Source organism: Streptomyces sp. NPDC056452 (assembly GCF_042796085.1).
Lineage (GTDB): Bacteria > Actinomycetota > Actinomycetes > Streptomycetales > Streptomycetaceae > Streptomyces.
Window position 1 is genome coordinate 35,710 of sequence record NZ_JBHTRI010000006.1, and the last position, 16,404, is coordinate 52,113.

Here is a 16,404-nt window from a genome sequence, read left to right on the forward strand (position 1 = left end):
GGCGGGGCCGGCCCGCCGGCACTGCCTACAGACCGTCCACCAGCTCGGCCAGCGCGGATGCCAGCGCCGTGAGGCCCGGCCCCGCAGGGCCGCCCGGCTCGGTCATGTACTGGTCGCGGCGGATCTCGATCATCAGCGCGCTGACCCGGCGGTCCTTCCCGTAGTGCTTCAGGGGCACATAGGTACCCGGGAACGGGCTGTCGAGCCCCGTCCCCCCGAACCCGGCGAACGCCGCCCCGGCCCCGGCCAGCAGGCCGGGCGGGGTGTGGAAGCTGTCGGTGCCCAGGCAGATCGGGGGGCGCGGGCCGGCACCGTGCAGTTCGTACGGGAGCGCGGTGCTCGGGTAGGAGTGGACGTCGATGACGACCGCACGCCCCGTGGCGGCCAGCCGTTCGTCGACCGCAGCCGTCATGGCCCGTGCGTACGGATGGAAGTAGCGGTCGAGCAGCGGCTGAGGGTCCACGCCGGGCGCGCGGAGCGGTTCGCGGAAGGTGGTGTGCGTGTAGACCGCGCCCATGCCGACGGCCAGCATCTCCTCCCGGTCGTCCGGGAACCGCTCGGGGTCGATGACCAGGCGCGACAGACCGTTGACGAACTGCCAGGGTGCCTGGGCGCAGGCTTCGCGGGCCAGGGCGGCGAGTGCGTCGGTGTGCGCGTCCGTGATGTGGTCGAGTTCCCGTTCCAGGGCTCCGTCGTCCAGCAGGATTCCCTCGCGTACGTGCGCCGGGACGGATCGGGAGGAGTGGGGGACGTGGAGCAGCACCGGTGATCCGTCGGCGCCCGGAACGAGCTGGAACGGCTGGGACTCAGGGCTCAAGAGGACGGTCCTTCGGGGTACACGGGGCGGGCCGGGCGGGAGGAGGGCCGGAGTGCGGTGCGCCCTCCACCGCCTGTTGCCCTCCCCTCACCCGTCCGATTGTCCCCTGCGTCCCTACTGACCGGACGCGACCACCGGATAGTGGTCGGAGAGGTTCGTGTACGTGTAGTCGGTACCCCAACTGCTCACCGTCCAGGGTGCGCTGTTCTCCTTCACCACGTGGTTCGTCCACCCCGACGGCTTCGCGTGGCCCGCGCGGTGCAGGACGTAGTCCAGGTCCTCACGGGGGTCGTCGGGGTAGCGCTCCGCGGCGATCGAGTTGTCCTGGGTGTCGAACGAGTACGGGTGTCCCGTACGGGTGTCCTCGCCCGCCAGCCCGCCGTCGGCGAGCATCGAAGCGTACTCGGGGGAGTGCGAGTCGACGTTGAAGTCGCCTGCCACGAGGACCTGTTCGGACGCGGGAATGTTCTTCGCGTCGAGGAACGCGTCGATCTGCCTGAACTGCAGGCTGCGCATCCGGGCCGCCTCGCCCGCCCCGCATCCGGGGTCGGTCGACTGCGCGTGGGTCCCGACCACGTGCACGCGGGCGCCGTTGACGTTCAACTCGGCGTATGCGAAGCCCTTGTTGGACCACCAGTCGCTCCCGCAGGCGTCCTTGTAGACGTGCTGCTCCTTGCGGACGATGGGCCACTTGCTCAGCACGGTGACGCCGCCGTCCTCCGGGGTCGCCGCCGAGTAGGCCCCGCTCGTCGCGTCCCAGCCGCTCTTGCTCCGCCCCACCACCGGTGTCCGGTACGGGTACTGGGCGGAGGCGTTCTGGAGCAGGGCGTCGGACGCGGCGTTGTCGAACGCCTCCTGGAGCACGACGACGTCGTTGCCCTGGAAGAAGGCCGTCCTCGGTATCTCCTTGGCCCGGTGGTCCTGGCCCCAGTTCGGGTACAGGGTCTTGCTGAAGAGGAACGTGTTGTACGTGAGGACGCGCAGCGACGGGGTGTCCGCCGCCGATGCCTGCGGGGCGTTGAGTGCGAGCGTGGCTGCGGCGAGGGCGGCGGCCAGGGTCGCGCCGGAGATACGGCGGATCGCGGTGTGCGGCACAGGCTCTCCTGGTGTGGGGTTCGGAGCGGTGACGCCCATCAAACCAGGGGGAGTTACTCGTGGGTAGAGGTGGGATGTACGGCGCCTTGCGGCAGCCGTACGAACAGGTCGGGACGAGGAAGGGGCCGCGGCGTTCGTCGTTCCCGTCAGCTGAGCTTCGCGTAGACGATGAGGTTGTCCACCGGGTGCCCCTCGGCATCGAACGAGCCGTCGCACGTGATGAGCCGGAGCACGCGGTCGCTCGTCTCCCCGTAGACCTTCTCGCTGGGGAAGGCGCTCTTGCTGACGGTCTCGGTGCCCGTGACCGTGAAGTGCGTCTGCCGGCCGAGCCCGTTGACGACCGTGATGTCGGCACCCTTGGCAATCTTCTTCAGGTCGTGGAAGACGGCCTTGCCGAACCGGGTGTCGTTGTGGCCGATGACGACAGCGGCGCCCGGCTCCCCGGGAACGGCCCCGCCCGCGTACCAGCCCGCCGTCATGCCCTTGTCCGCGGGCGGAACCTCCACGGTGCCGTCCGCGTTGAGTCCCAGCCGCATCAGCTGACTCGTCACCCCGATCGAGGGGATGGAGAGCTGCGTGGGAGCCGGTGCGTTCGGGGATTCCGACGCGTTCGGGGGCTTTGCCGCTCCGGACGCCGACGTGACAGCTGCGGGCGGCTGCGCCGCGCCGGAGGATGAGCAGCCGGTGAGCGGGACCAGGATCAGAACGGCGGCGGCCGAGGGTATGAGGGCTCGGCGGAAAGCTTGTGCGGTACGGGGCATGGTGGCTCCGGGCGTAGGGGATCAGAGGGAACAGCAGGTGGCGCCGCCCCGTCACACGGAGCGGCGCCACCCGGTGGCAGGTCAGCCGTTGCGGTGTGCGGCGGAGCGGCGGCGCAGCACGAACGTGCCGGCGCCGGCCAGCAGGACCGCCCCCGCCGCCGAGCCGTACAGCGCCGTGCTGCCGCCGCCTGTCTCCGTGGCCGCACGCTCACCGGCGGCGACGCCGCCCCGAGGCGTCACCCTGCTCCTGGACTTTTCGGCAGGGGCAGGGGCCGCGGAGGGCTCGGCCGCTTCGGGCGCGGGGCTGGGTGTGGCGGTGCGCTCCGCGGCGGTCGGCACCGGCTTCGGGGTGGCGTCGTCCGCGACGGCCGCGGTCGACGGGACGAGGACCGCGCCCGTGGCGACGGCGGTGAGGACTGCGGTGCGCAGGGTCGAACGAGGGGACATGTGAAGGACTCCGATTCCAGCCCGGCCTTGGTGGGGCCCGCACGCGAATGCGCATCGGGCGCCGGACATGCCGACAGACTGGAGTGAAGTTATGAGGAAGCTGTCAGGACGCTGTGTTCATCGCATCAGGGCCGCGTCCCCGGGATCGGGGACCGCCGGGGGCAGCCTCAGAGTGAAGACCGATCCCTCACCTACCGTGCTGACGACGTCGGCCGTCCCGCCATGCGCCTCGGCGAGCTTGCGGACGATGGCCAGACCCAGCCCGCTGCCTCCCGTGCGCCTGCTGCGGGACTTCTCGGCGCGCCAGAAGCGGTCGAAGACGTACCGCAGATCCTCCGGCGGGATACCGCTGCCTGTGTCGGCGACCTCCAGGGCCACCCGCGCCTCCTCGTGCCCGGTGGCGTAGGCGCGCAGTGTGACCCGCCCGCCCGCCGGGGTGTGGCGTACGGCGTTGGAGACCAGGTTGCCCATGGCCTGCCGCAGCCGCACCGGATCGGCGGTGAGCGCAGGAAGGGGTGCCCCGGCGGTCGAGGCGGCCACCGTCAGAGCGACCTCCGCCGCGTCGGCCTGCGCCTGGTGGGCCGCGGCGACATGGGCGAGCAGTTCCTCGATCCGTACCGGCTCGGGGTGCAGGCGCAGTACCCCCGCATCCGCCGCCGACAGGTCCTGGAGGTCGTCGATGATGTGCTGCAACTGCACCGCCTCCTCCAGGAGCGAGGAGATGAACGTGGCGTCGGGCTCGGCGATCCCGTCCTGGGCGCCCTCCAGCCAGCCGCGGATATTGCTCAACGGCGTACGCAGTTCGTGGGCGACGTCGCTGACCATCACCTTGCGCTGCTCCTCCAGCCGTGCGCGGTGCGCGGACATGTCGTTGAAAGCGGCGGCCAGCCGGCCGATCTCGTTGTCCGCCGCGACCACCACGGGTGCCGAGTCCTCGCCGTCGCGCATTCGCTGGGCGGCTCCCGTGAGCGCGTGCAGCGGTCGTACGAGCCGGGCCCCGGCGAGCACGGAGGCGCCCACGGTCAGTGCGAGGACGAGCGCCGCGACCCCCGTGATCCTGGCGGTGTTCGCGGGCGACAGGTCGAATGCGGGAACGGCGCCGCCGCCGGGGTCGCTGATGAACAGCAGTGCGGGCGGGGCGACGTAGGAGCTGAGCTGTTCGCGGCGCGCGACGGCGACGCACGAGGCGATGGCCCGGTCGTTCTCACTGGTGAGGGCCGTGGGTTCGGGGGACGGAGCCACCCGGGCCTCCCGAGGGGGCCCGCTCGGCACCGGCGTCGGGACGGCGGTCTCCGACACCGGGAAGGGCTCGCCGGCCGTGTCCCAGGAGAGGTCGAGGCCGAGCCGGACGGGCTCGCGGCTCTGCCGGCTCAGACAGGCGTTGGCCAGCCGGCTCAGAGCGCTGAGCGCCTTCTCCTCGGTGGGGGTGGGGCGGTCCAGGTCTTCCGTCGTGCACCGGGTGCCCTGCAGGCGGTCGGGATCGTTGCCCACGTCCTGGATACGGGGCCGCCCGCTCGGCCCCTCGACGACGTCCGAGGCGATGCCGGACCGGTTGAGGCACTGTGCGACCTCTTCGGCGGTGCGGCGCAGCGACGCCCGCTCGGCGTCGGGCAGCCGGAACGGTCCGACGGCGCGGGGGTCGACACGGTCGCTGCGGGACCTCATGCCCACGGAGACCGTCGCGGATCCGGCCCCGGACGACAGGGCGGCGTCCACGGACATGGGATCCACGACCGCCGATGCCTGGGGAGGCAGGGCGGGTGGGGGAGGGGAACCGTCGGCGGAGTCGGCGAGGATTCCCCGGCTCTGCGTCGTCAGCGTGATCCGCCGGCCCGAATCGTCGGCCAGCTCGCGCACCGTGGCCCCGACACCGTCCCAGGTGGGGTGCGCCGCCGCGTAGCCGAGCAGGGTGTCGTGGATACGGGTGTCGGCGGTGAGGTTCTGACCCTGCTCCTGCTCGATCGCGCCGGATGTGGTCTGCACGGCCAGCCACGCGGTCGCGGCGACCGAACAGGCCGCGACGAGCGCCGACACGGCCAGCAGACGGCCCAGCAGGCTCTTGCGGAGCGGCAGTCGGTGCCGGTCGCTCTCACCGGCCCGGCGCACGCGAGGCACCCTTCATCGGATCCGTCAGCTTGTAGCCGACGCCGAACACGGTGAGCAGCCGGACCGGGCGGCGGGGTGCGCGCTCGATCTTCTTCCTCAGGTTCATGATGTGCACATCGACGGTGCGGCTGCTGATGTACCGGTCGAACCCGTGGAGTTCCGCCAGCAGTTGCTCCCGTGTGAAGACACGGTCGGGTTCGGCGGCCATCGCGGCGAGCAGCCGGAACTCGCCCGGCGTGCACTCGATCCGTACCCCGTCGGCCGCCACTTCGTGACGTACGGGATCGACGGCGAGTGCCCCCACCCGCAGCACCCCGCCCTCGCCCGGGCCGCCTTCGCCCGCACCCCGATGGGTACGCCGCAGGAGGGTACGCACCCTGGCCATCAGCTCGCGCGGACTGTACGGCTTGGTCATGTAGTCGTCCGCGCCCAGGTCGAGGCCGAGCAGCAGATCGTCCTCCGTGGCCCGTGCGGTCAGCATGAGAACGGCCAACTCCCTTTCCTCGGCGCGCAGCACGCGTATGACGTCCAGGCCGTCGGCTCTCGGCATCATCACGTCGAGGACGAGCAGGTCCGGCGTGCCCTGCCGGACCTGCTCGAGCGCCGCGAGGCCGTCCGCCACCACCGTGACCGCGTGCCCTTCACGTTCGAGGTAGCGGCGTACGAGTTCGGCCTGCTTCGCGTCGTCTTCCGCGACTATCACGTTTGCGCACACGCGGTCGATCGTAGAGGAGCCTGTTCTGCGGCTTGCCTCACCGGTCGAGCAGGTCGACGGCCGCCCGGAAGTCGGCCAGCGCCCCGCCGTACTGCTTCCCCGCGATCAGCAGGGTCGACCGATCCGTCAGGGCCCGGGCGAGCGGGGCGCGGCCCTGTGCCCCGTCCACCTCGGCCAGTCGGCGGGTGAGGGCCACCCCCTCGTCGAACAGGGGGCGCACGCGGTCGACGAACAGATAGGTGCGCGACTCGTCGATGTTGATCCTTCCGGATCCGAGCAGCAGCATCCGTGCGCGCAGCACCGCGTCGTGATCGACGTTCTCGGAGTGATTCATGAGGGTGATTCTGGGAGTCGGCCCAGGTGCCCAACAAGGTTTGGGGACCGTGCTGTTCGTCCTACGAAAACACGGCCTGACCTGTCATGATGGGTATGTCATCGTTCCTCGGGAGGGGCGGCGGGGCGGGGGAGCAACACCGGGCGGGACACCGCGGGTGTGCCGTCGTCTCACGCGGCCATGGCCACGGAGGCCCTGCCGAGTGCGGCATCCTTCGCGGGCGCCGCGGACTGCGCGAAGACGACGACCCGAAGCAGCGCGAAGCGCCCCACCCCGGCCAACGCGGAGGCCGACAGGTAGACACCCTGCTCCAGCAGCGCCGAGGGCGAGGAGTGCACGGCGTGCAGAACGAGCAGCGCCCCGGTGGTGAACGCATAACTCACGGCCACCGTCAGCCCGGACTGCAGGTGGACGCCCCAACCCCTGCGATCGCTCCGGAACGAGACCCTGCTGTGCAGCTCGGTCGCGATCACGGTCGAGACGACGGTGACGATCGCGTTGGCGACCATCATCGGCATCGACCCGCTGAGCAGGACGAGCACCCCGCTGGAGGCAAGCCCCACGCCGCCGCCGCAGACGACGAAACGCACGAAGGCCGCGACGAGCGAGCGTGCTGTGCGCGTCGGCCGATCGTCGAGTCGGGGCGAGGGGGCGGTCACGGGGAGCCTCCGGAGGTGTTCTGGGACGGTGCTTCGATTCCACCTCAGAACCTAGGGACAGCGCGTCATCCGAACGACCCGGGTGGTCCCCGACTTCGATGGGGGGTATCCCCCAGTGGTCCCTGGGAGATACCCCCCAGTGGGTGGCGCGACGGCGGAATGGATCACTGGTCCCACGGTGCGGCGGCAGGGTGGAATCCGGGTCGAAAATCCCTTGGGCGGGGCTGGGTCAGACATGGTCGCCGAGTACTGGGACACCCCTGCGGCGACCGCTAAGGGCGGTCGTCACAGGGCACGAACCTGCTCAGCCGGTAGGTGGTCGGCTGCACCGAACGCCCGCACAGGGTGTCGAGGCGGAGCGTCGACGGGTCGACGGTCTCCCGCCGGTCCCGGACACGGCGCGCGTACGCACGCCACTCGGCTTCGTCCTGGGTCTCGAAGACGACTTCCCAGCGCCCCGCACGACCGGGGTCCGCCAAAGCCCGCCCGGCTGCCTCCCGTTTACGCTTCCGCTGTCCCGGCATGCGCCCCAGCCTGGCGAGTCGCCCCCGCACAGGCAAGGCAATTTATGACAGGCCGGGTCCGGGTCCGAGGGTTCGGGTCCCCCGAGGTGCCGTGTGGAGTACGTCAGAGTGTCGCCGGGACTTCGCCGGGTGCCGGGAGGCCGATGCCGGGCTCCTCCGACCGCTGGCCGGGCAGTACCACCGGCCGGAGCGCACGCGGCCCCGCGATCACGGAGTAGTCCTCGCCCAGGAAGCCCGGGGTCAGATCGCCGGGGTCGTTGCCGAGCGCCAGACTCACCGCCGCCCAGGGCGCGTTCAGGCCGCACTGGGACAGCTGGTGCAGTCCGCCGGCCGGGCGCGTGTTGACGTCCATCAGGACGGGCCGGCCCTCGTACACACGGAACTGGATGTTCGTCAGCCAATGCAGCCCGAACGTGTGGGCGATCAGCCGGGCGGGTTCGATCCATGCCGGGCGGAGCGTGAACCCGCGACGGCGCCCGTTCTTCGTACGCCCCACAGCCATCCGCACCCCGCCGTCCGGCCCGGTGAGACAGTCGACGGACACCTCCGGCTCGTCCAGGCGCGGCATCACGAGCCAGTCCACGGACCGGTCGCTGCGGCGCAGGGCCTCGACGATCAGGTCCAGCGGTACGTACGGGCTCGGGAACCCGCCCAGGTGGAGCAGGGAGAACGGGGCCCGGGTGACGATACGGAAACCGACGCCGCCCGCACCGGCAGCCGGCTTGAAGCAGGCCTTGCCGCCATCGGCCTCGATCGCGTCGACTGCCGCGAGCAGCTCGTCCTCGGTACGTACCCGCCACCACGGAGGCACGGGTATTCCGGCCGCCGCGACCGTCTCGTACGCGGTCGCCTTGTCGTGGAAGAGAGCGGAGGCTTCCGCCGGCGGGGCGATCAGCGTGGTACCGAGTGCTGCGAACTCCTCACGGTGCGCGGAGATCGCCGCCTGGTGAAGGACGGGAACGAAGACGTCGACGGCACGCCTGGCGCACTGGTCCAGTGCGAACTCGACGTAGCCGGCGGGGGAGAGCCCCTCGGGTTCGGGCGCGGCGGTGTCGGCGGCCGCGAGTACGGGGGAGTCGGGATCCCCGTGGGTGGCATGAATCGCGACCGGCCGCTTCTCCGGATTTTCTCGGAGCTGATCGATGAAGAAGACGTTCTCCGCGTACGTGCGGTTGAGCCATATACGTACGGGAGAGACCATTCAGGCCGCCTTCCAGGGGTCGCGGGCAGGGCGGCGCGTCGGCCGTACCCGGTCGGGGAGAGGGAGACACACGGCACCACGGCCGACGAGGGGAAGTCGTCGGCGGAGGGCGTGCTGGGGCGATCATAGGGGGCGCCGACGCCCGCGACTGCTACGCGCGTGTTACGGGTTCCCCCACCTCCCGGCCGCACCGGTCCCGCGTGCGCCCACCACTTCGATCGCTGCCTGAAACGTCCCGGAAACCGCCTGGGATCCGGAGTTTTCTACGCTCGCTCAGGAATCGTCCGAGCAGAAGACGGTCCGATGAAGACCGGGACTTGTCGGAGAAGAAGACCGTCCGATCCGGGCACCGTCCGATCGGAGGAACCGGAGGCGATCCATGGCCGGCGCACCCCACCCCGAACCAGGAACGTCCCTGTCCCCGTCGCCCGCCCTGTCCCCGTCCCGAGCGAGCGGTCTGCACCCGGTCGCGGAACAGGGCGAGCACGACGTCCCCCTGCGCCACCGCGTGATCCACGGCTACCGCCGCGCGTACCGGATGGCCGGGTCGGGCCCCGCGATCCTGCTCATCCACGGCATCGGTGACTCCTCCGCGACCTGGGCCGACCTCATCCCCGACCTGGCCCGCAACCACACGGTGATCGCCCCGGACCTCCTCGGCCACGGCGCCTCGGACAAACCCAGGGCGGACTACTCGGTGGCCGCCTACGCGAACGGGATCCGGGACCTCCTGGGCGTCCTCGGCATCGAACGCGCCACCCTGGTCGGCCACTCGCTCGGCGGGGGCGTGGCCATGCAGTTCGCGTACCAGTACCCCGAGCGCACCGACCGGCTGATCCTCGTGAGCGCGGGCGGGGTGGGACGCGAGGTCAACCCGGTCCTGCGGGCGGTGTCCCTGCCCGGCGCCGACCTGATGCTGTCCACGCTGCGCCTGCCCGGCATGCGCAGCCAGGTCGGCCTCTTCACGCGGATGATCAAACTGCTCGACACCGACCTGGGCCAGGACGCCGGAGAGCTGCTCCACCTCGTGGACGCCCTCCCCGACGCCACGTCCCGCAGCGCCTTCATCAGCACGCTGCGGGCGGTGGTCGACTGGCGGGGCCAGGTGGTCACCATGCTGGACCGCTGCTACCTGACCCAGGGCATGCCCACTCTGCTGCTGTGGGGATCCCGGGACAGTGTGGTCCCCGTCCAGCACGCCTACGGGGCCCACGCGGCCATGCCCGGCAGCCGCCTGGAGATCTTCGAAGGTGCGGGCCACTTCCCCTTCCACGCCGACCCGGTCCGCTTCCGCATCCTGGTCGAGGACTTCATGCGCACCACGGCCCCTGCGGACTGGAGCCAGGAACGCTGGCGCGAACTCCTGCGCAGCGGCCGCCCGGGCAGCCCGGGCGGCGCTCCGGACGCGGCGTACGACCGCGCGGTCGACCGCAACCTGCGCGAGGCGAGCGAGCGGAGCGCCACCTGAGCGGGTGGTGTTCGTGTGACCACCGGGTCGGGCCCACACCGATGCGGACTACTCGGCGGCCGAGTCGAGGCCTCGGAGGTCCCCGACGGGCACAGGTTTGATCGGCAGGTGGGCGGAGAAGCGTCCGCCGAGCCCGATCGGCTGGTCGCGTGCCGACGCAAGGACCGTGCCGACGCCGCTCTCGCAGTAGCGTCCCTGGCAGGGGCCCATGCCTGCGCGGCAGGAGAGCTTGACGGCATTGACGTCGCTGACGAACGGCGATGATTCGAGGAAGTCGTCGATCGCGCCGCGTGTGACCAATTCGCATCGGCAGACGGTGGTTTCTCGCGTCGCGAGGTCTCCGAGTGCCTCACGAACCGGTTCGAACATCTGTTGCACCACGGTGGAGAATCGTGTCGCTCTTCGGATGCCGCGTTCCGCTTCGGCGAACTCCGCGGGGGGCACGGGGCAGCCGAGGTCCGCGGCGATCCCGAGACCCGCGAGAGCACCCTCGGCGCAGGACCGGTCGGCTCCGGCGACGCCCGTGGGCTCGCCGGCGACGAACACTCCGGGGACGGATGTCCGCAGTCGTTCGTCGTGTTCGACCACCCAACCGCCGCGTGGCGAGTCGAAGGCGAGCTCGCATCCGATCTGGCGGGCGAGTTCCGTCGACGCGGAGAAGCCGTACCCGAGCACGAGGTGCGATGCCGCGACCTCGCGGGGCGCGCCCGACACCCTCCACTTCCGGTCGACCCGGGCGAGCTCGATGCCGGAGACGTGTTCCGTGCCGTGGGCGGCCGTCACGATGGTCCGGGGCGAGACCCGGACACCCTTGCGCACCAGCCGCGCCACGATTGCGCCCGTCTCCGCGAGCATCCGCAGATGACCGGGTACGGCGCCGAGTGCGCGGAGCATGTCCGTCGGCGTCGGGATGCTCTGAGCGAACGCGACCTCGCGCACCGGAACGCCGTCGCGGACGAGCAGGTCGGCCACGAGCAGCAGCAGCGGATGTGCCCCGGCCAGCACGACGTCGCCGACGGGAGCGATCCTCTGCGCCTTGACGAGGGTCTGGACACCGCCGGCAGTCATGACGCCGGGCAGCGTCCAGCCCGGGAAGGCGACGGGGAGGTCGTAGGCGCCGGTGGCGATCAGCAGCCGCCGCGCGCCGATCATGCGAGTGCCGTGTTCCGGGTGGTTGATCGCCACACGCAGATCGCCCGGCTCCTCCTCGTCGTGCAGCACACCGATCGCCGACCAGCCGAATTCCGTCGTCAGTCGCGGGTCTTCCTCGAACCGCCGGATGAGCTCGGTGGCCCAGCCGTAGCCGGCGGTGGGATGCAGGACGCTTCCGGTGAAGGCCTCGGGCGGCTGACGGAAGATCTGCCCGCCCGCTCGCTGCTGCTCGTCGATGACGACGACCGTCAGACCATGACCGGCCGCGGTGAGAGCCGCGGACATGCCCGCCGGACCCGCTCCGACGATCGCGAGATCGAACATCACAGCCTCCCTGACGTCACGATGACCATGCCCTCGCGCACGGGGACCAGGCAGGTGCGGGTCATCGGCCGGCCGTCGACGGTGGCGGCGCACTCGAAGCACGTCCCCATGTTGCACAGCGGCGCCCGGGGCGCTCCGTTGCGGTCTCGATCGAACGGGACCCCTTCGGCGAGCATGGCGCCGGCCACCGTCTCGCCCGTACAGGCGCGAACCGGCTCGCCGTCCACACCGATCGTCACGGCGTCGCCGCGCTCCTTCGTGGTGCGACGCCAGGCGTCGTCCGTGGTCATGAGGTGCTCCCTTCCGCAAAGCGGGCCGGGTCGTACGGTGCGAGGTCGATATCGGGTGAGCGCCCGGCGATGAGTCCGGTCAGCACCCGCGCGAAGCTCGGCCCGAGAGTGAACGCCGATCCGCCGGTGGCGACGAACACCCCGGGCGCGTTCTTGACCGCGCCGACGAGCGGAAGCTGGTCGGGTGCCACCGTGGTCGTGCCGACCCAGCTGCGCACAGCGGGGACCCTCTCCAGTGCGGGCACGGTCTTCACGGCCGCCCGCGCGTTGCCGGCGATCGACTGCGGGATCAGCTGGTGCTTGCGGTCGAACGCCGGGGCGCCGTGAGCGTCCCTCATCAGTCGTGCCGGCCACCCGCCGCCGATGAGGACCGTGTTGTCGAGCGACTGCTTGAGCGACAGGCGCGCGCCTGTGTGCTGAACGAGGTGGGGGATGAACCTGGGAATCTTCGAGGTGACGGTCATCGTGAGAGCGAGGGGGACGGTGGGGAGCTCGGAGTCGAAGACCCGGCCGAGCTCCGTCGTCCACACACCGGCGGCGAGCACGACCGCGGCGGTTCGGACGGTGCGGGCCCGTTCGTCCCCCGTGCGGTCCGTCTCCCGGAGGGCGACGTCCCATCCGGTCGGAACGCGACGCGCGCCGACCAGGCGGGAGCGTGTGATCACGGTCGCCCCGGCGGCGACGGCCGCGCGGCCGACCGCGGGAGCGGCGATGCGGGCGTCCGCCTTTCCTTCCAGGGGGCTGAAGTTGGCTGCGACGATGTCCTGTGAGAGGTACGGTGCGACGTCGTCGAGCTCGGCGCGATCGAGTGTGCGCACATCGAGGCCCCAGGAGCGTTCCAGCTCTGCCTTGAACTCGAGCGTCCTGACCTGGTCGGCGTTCTCGGCAACCATGAGCCCGCCTGTCTGGCGCACGCCGAGTGACTCCCCGATCTCGTCCTCCAGGCGCGCCCACATCGCGGCGGCGTCCAGGTGGAGCGGCATCGCCTCCGCGGCGACGCGTGCTGCCTCCTCGCCGGCCTCGATCATCCGGTACTCGAGCTGGAAGTGCAGGCTCCCGGCGTTCTGGCCCGAAGCGTGCTGGTTCACCTGATCCTTGTCGACCAGGAGCACATGCGCGCCGTCGCGGGCGGCCATCCACGCCGTGAGGCAGCCGAGCAGCCCGCCGCCGACGACAACGACGTCGTACCGCTCAGTCATCGGTGAGGGGGAGCGTGTCGATGCCGAGTTCGCGCAGGGTCACCTCGACGCGGGCGACCTCGTCCGGTGTGAGCTCGAGGAGCGGCGCCCGCACGAATCCCGCGGGGATGCCACGCAGTCGCAGCGCGGTCTTGACGATCGCCTGCTGGTTGCCGAACTGCACGCCGTAGTCGGGACGGAACCACGCGTCCATGTACACGCGGTCCTTCTTGCCCAGCTGGATCGCGCGCTCCCGGTCCCCGGCGTCGACGGCGTTCCAGAAGTCGGCCTGGTCGCGGCCGAGGATGCCGCCCGTTCCCATCAGACCGTCGCCGTGGCCGAGTATCGCGAGGTCGGCGCCGAGCGCGTTGGTGGGCAGGCCGAAGTACCGCACCTCGCCCTCCAGGGCGTACATACCGGCGAGGAAGCTCGCGAAGTCTCCCGTCGAGTTCTTGATCGCGACGACGTTCTCGATCTGCGCGAGTTCGGTCAGCAGTTCCACGCCCATGTCCACGACGCAGCCGCGCGGCCAGTTGTACACGGTCATCGGGATGTCGGTGGCATCGCTCACCGCCCGGTAGAACGCGACGATCTCCTTGTTGTTGGGCACGATGTAGGGCGGCGGGGTGAGGAGGATGCCGTCGAGGCCGGCCGCCTCCGCCGCGCGGGCATGGGCGATCGCCTCCTGCGGGGTGAACGCATTGCAGGCGCCGAGGACCGGGAAGGCGCCGCTGCGGTGTTCGGCGCCCGCCGCGAACAGCCCGGCGCGCTCCTTCGCGGACAGGGAGAACCACTCGCCGCTGGTGCCGGCCAGGATCGCGCCCTGGATGCCCTCGTCGACGAGCCAGGCGATCTGCACGTGCAGCGCGTCGATGTCGAGCTCGCCCTCGCGGGTGAACGGTGTGGTGATGGCGGGGATGTAGCCGCGCCACTCGACTGTGTTGCGATCCATGGGTGCTCCAGTGGCCGGTCGGCCGGTGGTGGTCTTACGGGTGTGTGCTGGTCAGGCCGCGGCCGGCGTGCTCTCGGGTCGCTTCAGTTCGACGCCGTCCGGGCCTTCGAAACGGCGGCCCCAGCCCGTCGCGGCCGCCACGACCAGGACGACGGTGAGGACGAGCGGGTAGAGCATCGCGACGAAGATCTCCGTCGTGGCCAGGGCGGGAACGCCCTTGATCCCGGTCGTGAGCTGCGCGCCGATGAACAGATAGGCACTGAGGACGGGGACGATGGCGGCGATTCCCATCGCGAAGCAGTCCATGACGACCGCTCGGCGGTACGGGTGCAGGCCGACGCGTGCGCCGATCTTGTCGGCGACCGGGCCGAACGTGAGCATCGCGGCCGAGTTCACTCCGCCGAACAGCAGCGTGGTGACCGAGACCCCGATGCCGATCGCGAACTCCGCACCGCGCGGGGTGCGGGACAGCCGGCTGCCGGTGAGGGCGCTCACGAGCCAGTCGAGGATGCCCGCGTCGGTGAGTATGCCCATGATGCCGAACACGGCCACCACCAGAGCGATCACGCTGAGCATGTCGCCGACGCCCGAGATCAGGAATCCGGTCGGCGCCCCGTCGTGGACGCCGATGACGCCCTCGGGGGTCAGCAGACCCGAGGCGAGGCCGGTGACGATCCCGGTCGCCAGCCCGACCGTGACCGCCTTGAAGATGTCGCGGGTGAGCAGCGCCACGGTGAGCATGAGCGCGACGGGGATGAGCATCACGAGGGCGAGCGGGTCGGCGGCCTGCTCCAGCAACTCCTGCGAGTGCGCAGAATCGCCCGAGTGGCCCGACGATCCCAGCACGAAGAACCCGACGGCCGCGAGGGCCGCAGCGGTGAAGGCGAAGCGAGCGCGACTCCGCACGACACCGGCGATATCGGTGGTGCCGGACTTTCGGCGGAACGTCTGCGTCGACGACGAGATGACGGTCGTGTCGGAGATCGGTGCGACGTTGTCCCCGAAGATCGCGCCGGAGATGACCGCGGCCGCGAGGAACGCCGGCTCGGCGCCGAGGAACACGCCGGCCGGGTAGAAGATCGGAAACGCCGTGAACATCGTCCCGATGGACGACGCCGTCGACATCGAGATGATGCACACCGCGACGAACGTGAACAGCGTGAAGGTGCCGCCGTCGACGCCGAGGTGCTCGGCGAGCCACACGAACCCGCCGGAGACGTTGGTCTCCTTGATCAGGGCGGACATCAGCCCCACGCAGAACAGGATCATCACGATCGTGACCGCGGTGGACGATCCGATCCCCCTGGTCACGGCGGACCAGTACGCCGAATACGGCTTGGCGAAGGGCGCGCCGACGAGCAGCGCGACGACACCTCCCGCAGCGAGGGCGGTCATGTCGAACGTCTTGAACACGACGAAGAAGACGACGCAGAACCCGAGGAACACGAGGACCGGCACGAACGCCAGTGCCTTTCCTCCGCGGAAGACCAGATGTCTGTCAGCGCTCATGGCGATGAACCACTTTCCACAACATTGAGAACAGCGTGGGTGTGTACTTATTTACACAGGTACACAAAAGTGCACGATGCTTCGACTGTCAACCGTTGATTCTTCTGCGCAAACGTGCCGACACCCTCAAGGGCTCACGCCCAGGGGTGTACAAGAGTGCACAAGGATGCACGGCTCGGATAGGCTGTCCGCCGTGATGGGAGACCAGCTACGCACGCTGCGGACGGAGGCGGGGCTCAGCCTGCGCGATCTCGCGGCGCAGACCGGCCTGTCGGCGACCCTGCTCAGTCAGGTGGAGCGGGGCATCCGCGAGCCCAGTCTCAAGACCCTCCGGGCCTTGAGTACGGCCTTCGGCCCGTCGGCGGCCTCGCTGTTCCATGAGCAAGCCCCGCTCACGGCTCACCACAGCCGCCCCGACGAACGTTCCCGCCTGCTCATGCCGAAGGGCCTCGTCCAGTACGAGCGCCTGACCCCGAGCAACGGTCAGCTCGAAGTCCTGCTCGGCACGCTCGAGCCGGGCCATGCCTCCAGCCACGAGCCGTGGAGCCATGTAGCGGTCGAGTGTGCCTACGTCATCACCGGCACGGTCACGGTACACGTCGCCGATCAGCGTTTCGAAGTGCAGGCGGGCGAGGCGCTGACCTTCGACGCCACACTGCCCCACCGCTACTCCAACAACGCGGGCGAGGTGGCGACCTACCTGGCGTCGGTGACGCCACCCACGCCCTGACGAGACATCCAACGGCCCTCGGGGCCACGACGCCCGCCGAACGGGGCATCCGAGCGCCAGGTTCGGGCGGGCCGGGCGGTGGAGGGGGCTACGGGAGGCGTCCCCACGCGGAGATCATCGGGGCGTGGCCAGGTCGAGGCTT

General features: G+C 70.6%; 17 protein-coding genes. 2 read left to right on the forward strand and 15 right to left on the reverse strand.

Going from position 1 to position 16,404, the window contains the following annotated elements; genetic code table 11:
- Positions 1–25 precede the first annotated feature (25 nt).
- The 10 genes from ACFQ6X_RS07925 to ACFQ6X_RS07970 all read right to left on the reverse strand — a co-directional run bounded on the left by ACFQ6X_RS07925 (position 26) and on the right by ACFQ6X_RS07970 (position 8,659).
- Entirely contained in the window at positions 26–817 is a 792-nt protein-coding gene (locus ACFQ6X_RS07925; protein ID WP_383177568.1) for an N-formylglutamate amidohydrolase, read from the reverse strand.
- 114 nt (positions 818–931) lie between these two features.
- Positions 932–1,912: a sphingomyelin phosphodiesterase gene (gene sph / locus ACFQ6X_RS07930; RefSeq protein WP_383177571.1), complete on the reverse strand. Its 981-nt coding sequence runs from the start codon at positions 1,910–1,912 to the stop codon at positions 932–934.
- Positions 1,913–2,058: 146 nt separating this feature from the next.
- Positions 2,059–2,673: a class F sortase gene (locus ACFQ6X_RS07935; RefSeq protein WP_383177574.1), complete on the reverse strand. Its 615-nt coding sequence runs from the start codon at positions 2,671–2,673 to the stop codon at positions 2,059–2,061.
- A gap of 81 nt (positions 2,674–2,754) precedes the next feature.
- Entirely contained in the window at positions 2,755–3,120 is a 366-nt protein-coding gene (locus ACFQ6X_RS07940; RefSeq protein WP_383177577.1) for an LPXTG cell wall anchor domain-containing protein, read from the reverse strand.
- Between the two features lie 117 nt (positions 3,121–3,237).
- A complete protein-coding gene (locus ACFQ6X_RS07945; RefSeq protein WP_383177580.1) occupies positions 3,238–5,226 on the reverse strand; it encodes a sensor histidine kinase in 1,989 nt (662 codons plus the stop codon).
- Positions 5,210–5,929: a response regulator transcription factor gene (locus ACFQ6X_RS07950; protein ID WP_383178147.1), complete on the reverse strand. Its 720-nt coding sequence runs from the start codon at positions 5,927–5,929 to the stop codon at positions 5,210–5,212. The genes ACFQ6X_RS07945 and ACFQ6X_RS07950 overlap by 17 nt, the downstream gene beginning before the upstream one ends.
- A 49-nt stretch (positions 5,930–5,978) precedes the next feature.
- Positions 5,979–6,275, reverse strand: a complete 297-nt coding sequence (locus ACFQ6X_RS07955) for a hypothetical protein (protein WP_383177583.1) — start codon at positions 6,273–6,275, stop codon at positions 5,979–5,981.
- A 170-nt stretch (positions 6,276–6,445) separates the two neighbouring features.
- Positions 6,446–6,934, reverse strand: a complete 489-nt coding sequence (locus ACFQ6X_RS07960; protein WP_383177586.1) for a GtrA family protein — start codon at positions 6,932–6,934, stop codon at positions 6,446–6,448.
- 272 nt (positions 6,935–7,206) lie between these two features.
- Positions 7,207–7,458 (reverse strand): hypothetical protein, encoded by a 252-nt coding sequence (locus tag ACFQ6X_RS07965; RefSeq protein ID WP_383177589.1) that lies wholly within the window; start codon positions 7,456–7,458, stop codon positions 7,207–7,209.
- 103 nt (positions 7,459–7,561) lie between these two features.
- On the reverse strand, positions 7,562–8,659 hold the full coding sequence (locus tag ACFQ6X_RS07970) for an ATP-grasp domain-containing protein (protein WP_383177592.1): 1,098 nt from the start codon (positions 8,657–8,659) through the stop codon (positions 7,562–7,564).
- Positions 8,660–9,038: 379 nt separating this feature from the next.
- Here ACFQ6X_RS07970 and ACFQ6X_RS07975 point away from each other — a divergent pair, with 379 nt between their 5' ends.
- The gene (locus ACFQ6X_RS07975; RefSeq protein ID WP_383177595.1) at positions 9,039–10,127 is read left to right on the forward strand and encodes an alpha/beta fold hydrolase; all 1,089 of its coding nucleotides are present in this window, start codon (positions 9,039–9,041) and stop codon (positions 10,125–10,127) included.
- 48 nt (positions 10,128–10,175) lie between these two features.
- Here the strand turns inward: ACFQ6X_RS07975 and ACFQ6X_RS07980 are convergent, their stop codons facing one another.
- The 5 genes from ACFQ6X_RS07980 to ACFQ6X_RS08000 are packed head-to-tail and all read right to left on the reverse strand — an operon-like array spanning position 10,176 to position 15,532.
- Positions 10,176–11,603, reverse strand: a complete 1,428-nt coding sequence (locus ACFQ6X_RS07980) for an FAD-dependent oxidoreductase (RefSeq protein ID WP_383177598.1) — start codon at positions 11,601–11,603, stop codon at positions 10,176–10,178.
- Positions 11,603–11,893, reverse strand: a complete 291-nt coding sequence (locus ACFQ6X_RS07985) for a (2Fe-2S)-binding protein (RefSeq protein WP_383177601.1) — start codon at positions 11,891–11,893, stop codon at positions 11,603–11,605. The genes ACFQ6X_RS07980 and ACFQ6X_RS07985 overlap by 1 nt, the downstream gene beginning before the upstream one ends.
- On the reverse strand, positions 11,890–13,092 hold the full coding sequence (locus ACFQ6X_RS07990; RefSeq protein ID WP_383177604.1) for an NAD(P)/FAD-dependent oxidoreductase: 1,203 nt from the start codon (positions 13,090–13,092) through the stop codon (positions 11,890–11,892). The genes ACFQ6X_RS07985 and ACFQ6X_RS07990 overlap by 4 nt, the downstream gene beginning before the upstream one ends.
- Positions 13,085–14,023: a dihydrodipicolinate synthase family protein gene (locus ACFQ6X_RS07995; protein WP_383177607.1), complete on the reverse strand. Its 939-nt coding sequence runs from the start codon at positions 14,021–14,023 to the stop codon at positions 13,085–13,087. Before ACFQ6X_RS07995 ends, ACFQ6X_RS07990 begins: the two co-directional genes overlap by 8 nt.
- Before the next feature lie 51 nt (positions 14,024–14,074).
- A complete protein-coding gene (locus ACFQ6X_RS08000) occupies positions 14,075–15,532 on the reverse strand; it encodes a Na+/H+ antiporter NhaC family protein (RefSeq protein WP_383177610.1) in 1,458 nt (485 codons plus the stop codon).
- A 196-nt stretch (positions 15,533–15,728) separates the two neighbouring features.
- Between ACFQ6X_RS08000 and ACFQ6X_RS08005 the strand changes: the two genes are divergently transcribed.
- A complete protein-coding gene (locus ACFQ6X_RS08005; RefSeq protein WP_383178150.1) occupies positions 15,729–16,262 on the forward strand; it encodes a helix-turn-helix domain-containing protein in 534 nt (177 codons plus the stop codon).
- Positions 16,263–16,404: the final 142 nt, after the last annotated feature.

Bases quoted from the DNA above. Each gene is read 5' to 3' on its own strand.
- ACFQ6X_RS07935 (WP_383177574.1), bottom strand. From the start codon at position 2,673: ATGCCCCGTACCGCACAAGCTTTCCGCCGAGCCCTCATACCCTCGGCC.
- ACFQ6X_RS07940 (WP_383177577.1), bottom strand. From the start codon at position 3,120: ATGTCCCCTCGTTCGACCCTGCGCACCGCAGTCCTCACCGCCGTCGCC.
- ACFQ6X_RS07955 (WP_383177583.1), bottom strand. From the start codon at position 6,275: ATGAATCACTCCGAGAACGTCGATCACGACGCGGTGCTGCGCGCACGG.
- ACFQ6X_RS07965 (WP_383177589.1), bottom strand. From the start codon at position 7,458: ATGCCGGGACAGCGGAAGCGTAAACGGGAGGCAGCCGGGCGGGCTTTG.
- ACFQ6X_RS07970 (WP_383177592.1), bottom strand. From the start codon at position 8,659: ATGGTCTCTCCCGTACGTATATGGCTCAACCGCACGTACGCGGAGAAC.
- ACFQ6X_RS07975 (WP_383177595.1), top strand. From the start codon at position 9,039: ATGGCCGGCGCACCCCACCCCGAACCAGGAACGTCCCTGTCCCCGTCG.
- ACFQ6X_RS07980 (WP_383177598.1), bottom strand. From the start codon at position 11,603: ATGTTCGATCTCGCGATCGTCGGAGCGGGTCCGGCGGGCATGTCCGCG.
- ACFQ6X_RS07985 (WP_383177601.1), bottom strand. From the start codon at position 11,893: ATGACCACGGACGACGCCTGGCGTCGCACCACGAAGGAGCGCGGCGAC.
- ACFQ6X_RS07990 (WP_383177604.1), bottom strand. From the start codon at position 13,092: ATGACTGAGCGGTACGACGTCGTTGTCGTCGGCGGCGGGCTGCTCGGC.
- ACFQ6X_RS07995 (WP_383177607.1), bottom strand. From the start codon at position 14,023: ATGGATCGCAACACAGTCGAGTGGCGCGGCTACATCCCCGCCATCACC.
- ACFQ6X_RS08000 (WP_383177610.1), bottom strand. From the start codon at position 15,532: ATGAGCGCTGACAGACATCTGGTCTTCCGCGGAGGAAAGGCACTGGCG.
- ACFQ6X_RS08005 (WP_383178150.1), top strand. From the start codon at position 15,729: ATGGGAGACCAGCTACGCACGCTGCGGACGGAGGCGGGGCTCAGCCTG.